Origin of the sequence: Parafrankia sp. FMc2, from assembly GCF_041008525.1 — a bacterium.
GTDB lineage: Bacteria > Actinomycetota > Actinomycetes > Frankiales > Frankiaceae > Parafrankia.
Window position 1 is genome coordinate 1 of sequence record NZ_JBFLUG010000217.1, and the last position, 8,208, is coordinate 8,208.

Below are 8,208 nucleotides of genomic sequence, written 5' to 3' on the forward strand. Positions count from 1 at the left end.
ACCCGTTCCCTTTCCACCTGCTCGGCGGGCGTCAACCCGCCACCCGTCGCATACCTCATGTAAAAGGTTTACCCACTCGCCAGCAGCCGTCACCAGACATAGTGACACCACATATTAATCATCAGTACCGAGGCCAACAGCCCCCCGAACACCCTGGCGTGGCCTGCGTGGTCTACCGTCGTCGACGCGGCCGTCTCGTTCTGATGTTGCGTCACACCACGTCATGATCAAGGCGGCCGTCCTCATGCTTGCAGCCACCCCCTCAAACCGCTGAACAGCAGCGACGAGCACCGCCAGACCTATCTACAGCTGCCGTATCAAAGCGAGAGCGTGCCGGAGCCTTGCGTAACAGCCGGAGCCGAGTAGCGGGCGGAGGTGTAGCGGAGAGCTCACCCGGCCAACTGGGGCGCTCACGACGCGACGTCACCCAGTACGTCGCGGTACACCCGAAAGGTCTGCTCGGCAGCGGCGGCCCACGAGAAGCTCTGGGCACGACCGAGACCCATGCGGATCAACTGTTGACGTTCCTGCTCGTCATCCAAAAGTCCAAGCATGGCTCCGGCCCAGGCATCAACGTCCGTTGGGTCAATCAGGCGGCCCCCGTCCCCCACGATCTCGGGCAGCGCCGTGGCGTCCGCTGCGAGCACCGGTGTGCCCAGACTCATCGCCTCGACTACCGGCAGGCCGAAACCCTCGTAGCAGGAAGGAAAGGTGAGGGCCACCGCACCGCGCAGAATTCCGATCAAATCCGGCCGAGGTACTCGCCCGGGACGCAGGACACGCTTGGACAGCCCCAGACTCTCGATGTCACGTCGCACCGTCTCCTCAGCCCGCCCCTGCCCACCGGTGAGCACAAGAATGACGTCCGGCTCCTTCTCCGCAACCTTGGCAAACGCGCGCAGCAGCATTTCATGGTTCTTGTGCCGGGAGGTCACGGCGTTGAAAACGAACCAGCGTCCTCGGATCCCGTAGCGCTCCCTCACCTCGGCTATCGACATCTGGGAAGTCGGCTCTTCCACGCCTAGATGGATGATGCGGACCCGCTCCGGTGGGATCCCGAAGCGATCGATGACGGAGTTCCGTGCGAAATTGGACGGTGTGATGACGGCTCGAGCCCGATTGGCGGATCGCGGCGCGACCGACCGCAGGTAAAACGTCTTCACGCGCGAGAAGTTCTCAGGAATATCGAAAGGCTGCAGGTCGTAGATGGTCACTACTCCCGGGACGCCACATCCAGGGGGGATGACATTACCCATGTGATGCATGACGTCGATTTTTGATCTGCGCGCCTCGGCCGCGAGCCACGAGTTCTCACCCAGTACCCGCAATGGCCGTATATGACCATTAATAGGGAGCACCTTGGTGTTGAAACGGACAGCAACTTCCGGATGCTCGCGTACGAAGCTGTCGAGGCAGAACAGAGATAGTTCGTGGCCAGCTGGCCGTTGCTGGGCCAGCTCACCGAGCAGACCCAGCGCCGCGGTTTCGGCGCCGCCGACCATTCTGGGGATCAGGGAGAGAAGATTTATTCCGACATGACGCGACGCACTCATGAGTCAGACGACCTTCCACGCCACACGCAGGGGATCACCCGCGAAGACACCGACAGCCCCACTTGCCATCGGCCACCCGACACTCGAAGGATCCTCAGATTCACGCACTGTCCCCTTCTCAGGCGTCGACAGGAAAAATCGGTCCCATGGCCTTCGCATCGCGAAGTGCCCTATATCAGATTCACCTTGCATGCAAAAGAGGGATTCGGAGGTTGCGGGTGGCATGTTTCCGCGTTTCCAGGGCCTCGAGGGGAGGATCGGTGCGCATCGAGGTGTCGAGCCGCCAGCCGACAATCTTCCGGGAGTGCACGTCTGTCACGGACGCCACATAGAGCATCCCCTCCCACGTCGGCACGTAGGTGAAGTCCGCGACCCACAGCGCGTTCGGCCGGTCCGCGCTGAACTGCCGGTCCACCAGGTCCACCGGCCTCGCCGCGGCCGGATCGGCCTGGGTCGTCCGCGACCTGGCCCCACCCCGCAGCGCCCCGACCAGCCCGGCGGCGCGCATGCCGCTCAACCGTGCACCGGGCCACCGCGATGCTCTCCCGGTTCAGCACTCGCCAGACCTTCCGCGATCCGCGCCGCGTCCGGGCTCGTCGTCCCCGGCCGCACCCTGATCAACTTCGGCCTGGTTCACCCACAGCCACAACGTCACCGGATGAACATCCGACCGCTTCGCGACCGTCGAGATCGCACGATGCTTCTCCGCAGGCTACTCACTACGCATCTGCGGCACGAGACGGACGGAACGCTCACGAAGCTCATCGGGGTACTTCCTCGAAGCCGGCATACGGTCCTCTCAAACCAGCAGTTCTCCATCGAACCCGGGGCGGTTCACCTGCCTGCTACAGCCCGACCAGGCGAGACCCGGTATGCCAGACGAGTTATCAAGACCAGCATTATAATCGTCATCGGAAGCTGCGCAAGGACGTCGCCCACGCCCGCCTCAGATTTGATGATCAGCGGAAAAAGCGGCACGAATAGGACCGCGAGCCGTGGGTCCAGAATAGGGTGTAGCCGTTCATCCACCAGTCTGGCAAATACACCAAACAGCATCATCCCTATAGCCAGCGGGAGCAAACCTCCATAACGATACAGGTCACCTTGCGGCAGGATCGCGGCAGAGGTATATATTGATCGATCCATGGAGTAGTAGTCGTGATTAAAGGTATACGCATCTTGCAGAACGGGTTTGTCCGGCCATACAAACCGTGGTATTGCCCCGAACATGGGCATCTGAAGAAGTTCCCACGAGGATCGGTAACCGATGATGTCCGGCGTACGCTGAAGGGTTACCGCTAGGCTGTCAATAGAACTCACCCGGTACAGGAGATAGTCACCGGAGTCAGTGATCGTCTTAGCGAGCGACTGATCTTCCTGGGTCGCAGCAAAAATGCCCGGGGCGGCCCGTACAGCATCGCGGGTGTCCAATGCCCCGGAGGAGGATCGGACCGCCTCACGATAGGCCACGTTAAACGGGATTATAACTACAAGAAATATCCCTACTCCAAGCAGGGCCCATTTGAATGGGAATCTGTACCGGGCGACCGCAAACACGATACAGATCGAAAGAATTATCAGCGCAAATTCTTCTTTCATTCCACTGACTAGCCCGAAGGACACTTCTACCAACAGAATTACAAGTAGGGTCAGGCGACGCCGAGCACCACCATGTTGCGCAAGATCGCTAGCGGCAATCACCAGAGCGGCGGCGCCGAAACCACCAATTATGGTAAGCGGTTGTGTATAGAAAGTCGGCGAATTGATGCGGGCCTCGGGATCACCCAGGTACGCATAACGTCCAAGCAGTATCAGGCAGACGCGTGCCAGCACGGACACCGCGCTTAGAATCCACGGCACGCTTGGCGAGTACAGGCGAGGAATTTTTCCTGGCAGTGCCAACATAGCGAGTTTCCGACCGACTGCAAGTCCGATCTGGCCGGGCCCCAACAGATATCCAGCTACCCAGAAAGCCAAGCCGAGACTAGCCACGGCAAGAGCCGAAAGAACGCTCACCTCGCGAATCTGCGCAGTGATATTTGATCGAGAGGTGCTCCACCCGATGGTCGCGACACCCAGCGAAAGAGCGCTCCACGCCAGATACCAGGGTCCGAGTCTCATTTGACCGAGCCCGTAAAACCGATTGAAACGAACCCCGATCAGCGCGATTGCCGCGGCACATTCGACAGCTAGACAAGTCGCTCGCAGGCCGATTCTTGTCCGATCGGGAAAGTAGTACAGGGAATCAATGATCCACAGCATGATACATATCACACCGAGGAGCAGGGATACACCTGATACTCGCCTTCTGGACAGGCCAGCCGCCGGCTGTGCATCCGAGGGCTTTACGACTTCCTGATCCGCGTGCACGGCAGGTGAGCCGAATTTTCGAGCCGACGGCTGATAGAAACTCACCGGCAGCGGCCTCGTCAGTGGCGGCCGGTCTGGAGACCGCTCCCTCTCGTGCACCATATTCCCCAGTCGTCTATAAGCACGTCCCTGCGACTGCTGTCGCCATTGCCCACATGCCATGCGCGCCGATCGATCAAGGGTGCAACGAAGTCATCCACGCCGCCCCCGACGTTTCATTTACCAGATCTAAAGGCACCACGTAAAATGCCACCTACTCGCCTCAAGAAGGTTTCCTAAAACGCCTTCGCTATGATCTCGGCGTCGTTACTCAGGCGCATTCATCACCGGGATTTCCATCGAGCAGACCGCAGTTCTTCGCACATATCAAGACCGGGTTCAGAGCATTGATGAGCGAGGCCCACGCTGGCTCTCCGGAGGAATTCCACTTTCCCCACATCAGGCGACCAACCTCCCAAAATTGCCAGCAGCGACCCTGCGATCGCGAACCGCTACTAGTTCATGTCGCGTTATCCTCACCCGCCAGCACCGCAGACCGGTTCCGGTTGACATGGGCGATGGCCAGCCGACGCAGGCCACTCGGAACGGAGCCGATCGGTATGTCGACTGCCCGGAGGAGCGCGTAGAAGAGCAAGAAGAATGTCGTGGTGTAAGCGACGCTCGATGCAATTGCCGCACCTGCTACGCCCATCGTCGAAACGAGCGACGAAAGTACTATTATGGTGAGCACCGCCCCCACGCCCTCACAGCGCGCGATCGCCAAAGAACGGTTGAGGCCGCGGAGCATATCACCCATTGCCCGGTTACAGCCGAGTACGGCGGTTCCGGGCACGAGTAGCCATATCAGCAAAATGCTGGCCCGGAAGTCGTCGCCGAACAACAACGGGATCACCAGTGGGCAGAGCGCGCCTGTAACCACTGCAGCACAAGTACCAACCGTCAGGCTGCCCACGACCCCGGCAAAGACGATCTGCCGCGGCGAAGAACGTCGAGCGGCACTCGGACTGGCCGCCAACCGGGGCATGGCAACGTTACCGAATGCGGCACACACTGGCAGGGTCAACTGGCTCATCGACACCGCCACCGCATAATGGCCGAGATCAGCTGAATCCACCAGGAGAGCAAGAACGAGAATGTCGAGGTTGGAGTTCAGCAGATTCGGAGCCGAGGCAAGGAGATTCGCGCCGCCGTATCTCAGGAGATCCCTGCTAACATCCGCGCGCAGGGCTCCCCGCCCGGGCAAACTTCGCCTACATAGTTGCTGTGCGACGACTGCTTGGAGCACCAGTGAGCCGACCAGGCAGAACATAGCCTGTTCCAAGGTGAGAGTCCAAGCTGAGACCAGGATCAGAATTATGCCCAGATTGGCAAACGGTTGGATAACACGCAGCCAATTCCAGGCGCTGATCCGAGTCGCCTGCAGCGCGAAGGTCCAACATGCAGCGACAAAGATAACGGGTTGCGCAAGAAAGGCGATTCGGAACGCGGTGACGGCATTTTGATCATCCTTTGCGAGGATGGGGGCCGCGAGGAAGCCAGCAACGCCAACCACCGTCCCCAGGGCCAAAAGGAGCGCGCCTCCCGTGCGGACGATGTCGCGTGCCGCAGCCGGGTTCCGCGCGACGTAGAAACAGATTGCCGCGGTGAGACCGAACTCGCCAATGGTGGCCGCCGCCATGAGGTACGCGCCGACAGCAGCATAGCTGCCACGTCCGGCGGCTCCCAGATAGCGCGCAAGCAGTATCCCACTCGCCGATCCGAGCACAGTGAAGGCGATGCTCGTCACCGCGGTGGCTCCGACCGACCCCAGGTAGCCACCGTCCGTCGCCGTTTCTCGGTGACGAGCGGATCTCATGTGATCTGGTTCCGCGGGAAAATAGCTCGTGTCAGTTCTGCGACAATATAATCGAGACGGTCCCACTCCGGAGAAAGTGCGAGGACGTTGGTCGTGTATACCGTTCCGTACGCGGGTTTCAGTCCGCGCGGGGTCAGATTATAGATCGTGTAGTTTAGTTCCCGCAAGAACCCGACGAGCTCCTTCGAATTGGTGCCGCGTCGAGCGAGATGACTCGGTACCACCTCGAGCAAAATCGCCGGACGGCTGGTACGAAGTAGCTCCTCCGCCCCTCTGAGAACGTCGAGTTCAAAGCCCTCCACATCGATTTTAATAAGTGCAGGGACGCGGTTCTCGGTAGAATAGGTGTCCAGCGTGGTCATGGCCGTGGTGACATCCGGAACAGCGTCATCTACCACATGGGCCAGGCCGGAGGCATTCCGAGTTGTCTGTAGTCCCACGTTACCGACGGCCGAACCCACCGCTACCGGTGAAGGTCGGACGTTCTGAAGCCTGTTCTGCCCTACTAGCGCACGAAGTACTGCCATGGTTCGCGGCACGGGCTCGAATGCATGTACCTCGCCGACATCATGCACCAGACCAGCAGCCCATAGAGTGTAGACGCCAATATTTGCGCCGACATCATAACAGCAGTCTCCGGGGCGCAGGACCGCCGCGAATACCGGTGCGAGCGCTGGCGAGCGGTAGCTCAACGCAACCAGATCACGAAGCGAACCGTCCTGGCAGTCCTCCACACGAAAGATCATTCCATTGATGAGGCGCCCCTCCAGAGGGCCACTGTAACGATGCCCTCCTCCTCGGACCCACGCCGTGAGCCGGTCGTGGCCCCGGACGTCCGGGAGGCGGGCGCCCAGCCAACCGGCAGCCCGCCACCGCGCTGGTCCCAGTCCATGCCCGCCGGGCGAAGTAAGAGTAACCGCTGAACCCTCAGACACGTACCCTTTGTATCACGTCGAATGCGGAGGGTAGCGAAGCGTGGAGCTGCGGAGCGTCGCGCGCTGAAACGGTGAGCGCCTCCCGCGGCAGATCGCCGAAGATCTGCTGATCGTCGCGCTGGCTCACTCCCGGCCAGATGCCGTCATCGCGTGCAGCACCGCGCGAATCCCGACCTAGCCTCGGGCTTTCACCGGGGTGATCGTCTGTTGGGGTTCCGGAAAGGGGAAAGTGCTCCTGAGCTGGGAGGATCGGGCTTGCTGAGGGCCTGAATCTCACCGAACCAAGGAGCACCTTCGCGGTGAAGACTACCGCTCTGTATCCGTCTGTCCGCGTGGACGCCGCCGGGCGTGGAATCGTGTCGCACGCGGGCGGGCTCATGCTGACCGAGACGGTCCGGGCCAGTGGACTCGGGCAGGCGCTGTCGGCGGCGTTGGCGCCATGGCGGCCGGACCGGGCGGTGCACGACCCGGGCAAGGCGCTGTGCGATCTGGCGCTGTTACTGGCGTTGGGCGGGGACTGCCTCGCGGACGTGTCGCTCCTGCGCGCGGAACCAGCCGTGTTCGGACGGGTCGCGTCGGACCCGACCGTGTCCCGCACGGTCGACCGCCTCGCTGTCGACGTCGAGAAGGCGCTGAAGGCGATCGACGCCGCCCGCGCGGTCGCCCGGGCCCGCGTCTGGGAACTGGCCGGCACGCACGCCCCGCACGCCGGGAAATCCGCCGACGATCCGCTGGTCGTCGATCTGGACGCCACCCTGGTCACCGCGCACTCGGAGAAGGAGAACGCCGACCGGACCTGGAAGAAGGGATTCGGGTTCCACCCGCTGTGGGCGTTCGCCGACCACGGCCCGGAAGGGTCCGGGGAGCCGCTGGCGGTACTGCTGCGGCCGGGTAACGCCGGGGCCAACACCGCCGCCGACCACGTCACCGTGGCCACCGCCGCGCTGGCGCAGCTACCCCGGCGGCTGCGCCGGGGCCGGTCGGTGCTGATCCGGACCGACAGCGGCGGTGGCACGCACGCGTTCCTCGACTGGCTGCACCGCCGCCGGCTGGCCTACTCGGTCGGGTTCACCCTGCCCGAGAGCGCCACCGACCTGATCGCGCGGGTCCCTGCGGGGGCGTGGACACCCGCCTACAACAGCGACGGGCAGCCCCGCGACGGCGCGTGGGTCGCCGAGCTGACCGGGTTGATGGACCTGTCCGGCTGGCCGGAGGGCATGTGGGTCATCGTGCGTAAGGAATCTGAATGACCGTGTCAAGCCGCCGCGGTAGCGGGTCGTGGCGCGGTCGGTGTGAACGTGCGGCCGTCACGCAGCAGAGCCCACAGGACGTCGACGAGGCGGCGAGCGAGGGCAAGCAGGGCCTGGATGTGGATCAGCCGCTCGTGGCGTTTGCGGTCGTAGAAGGTCCTCGACGGTCCTGGTGCGCGGATGCTGGACAGGGCCGCCATGGAGAACACCCGCCGCAGTCTGCGGTTGTAGCGCTTGGGGCGGCG

The 8,208-nt window shown here is 62.3% G+C and carries 4 protein-coding genes and 3 pseudogenes; 1 reads left to right on the forward strand and 6 read right to left on the reverse strand.

Going from position 1 to position 8,208, the window contains the following annotated elements:
- Positions 1 to 410: 410 nt before the first annotated feature.
- The 5 genes and pseudogenes from AB1460_RS34325 to AB1460_RS34345 all read right to left on the reverse strand — a co-directional run bounded on the left by AB1460_RS34325 (position 411) and on the right by AB1460_RS34345 (position 6,512).
- A complete protein-coding gene (locus tag AB1460_RS34325) occupies positions 411 to 1,553 on the reverse strand; it encodes a glycosyltransferase family 4 protein (protein WP_368966495.1) in 1,143 nt (380 codons plus the stop codon).
- 220 nt (positions 1,554 to 1,773) lie between these two features.
- A pseudogene (locus tag AB1460_RS34330) lies at positions 1,774 to 2,131 on the reverse strand (DDE-type integrase/transposase/recombinase); the annotation flags it as partial.
- Positions 2,132 to 2,387: 256 nt separating this feature from the next.
- Positions 2,388 to 3,968 (reverse strand): hypothetical protein, encoded by a 1,581-nt coding sequence (locus tag AB1460_RS34335; RefSeq protein WP_368966496.1) that lies wholly within the window; start codon positions 3,966 to 3,968, stop codon positions 2,388 to 2,390.
- A 454-nt stretch (positions 3,969 to 4,422) separates the two neighbouring features.
- Positions 4,423 to 5,709: an oligosaccharide flippase family protein gene (locus tag AB1460_RS34340; protein WP_368966498.1), complete on the reverse strand. Its 1,287-nt coding sequence runs from the start codon at positions 5,707 to 5,709 to the stop codon at positions 4,423 to 4,425.
- Between the two features lie 65 nt (positions 5,710 to 5,774).
- On the reverse strand, positions 5,775 to 6,512 hold the full coding sequence (locus AB1460_RS34345; RefSeq protein ID WP_368966499.1) for an FkbM family methyltransferase: 738 nt from the start codon (positions 6,510 to 6,512) through the stop codon (positions 5,775 to 5,777).
- Between the two features lie 500 nt (positions 6,513 to 7,012).
- On the opposite strand from AB1460_RS34345, the pseudogene AB1460_RS34350 reads away from it, so the two are divergent.
- A pseudogene (locus tag AB1460_RS34350) lies at positions 7,013 to 7,954 on the forward strand (IS1380 family transposase); the annotation flags it as partial.
- 14 nt (positions 7,955 to 7,968) lie between these two features.
- Here the strand turns inward: AB1460_RS34350 and AB1460_RS34355 are convergent.
- Positions 7,969 to 8,208, reverse strand: a pseudogene (locus AB1460_RS34355) (IS110 family transposase); the annotation flags it as partial.

What these genes read in the sequence shown, in the direction of transcription:
- AB1460_RS34325 (WP_368966495.1), bottom strand. Translation starts at nt 1,553, where the DNA reads ATGAGTGCGTCGCGTCATGTCGGAATAAATCTTCTCTCCCTGATCCCC.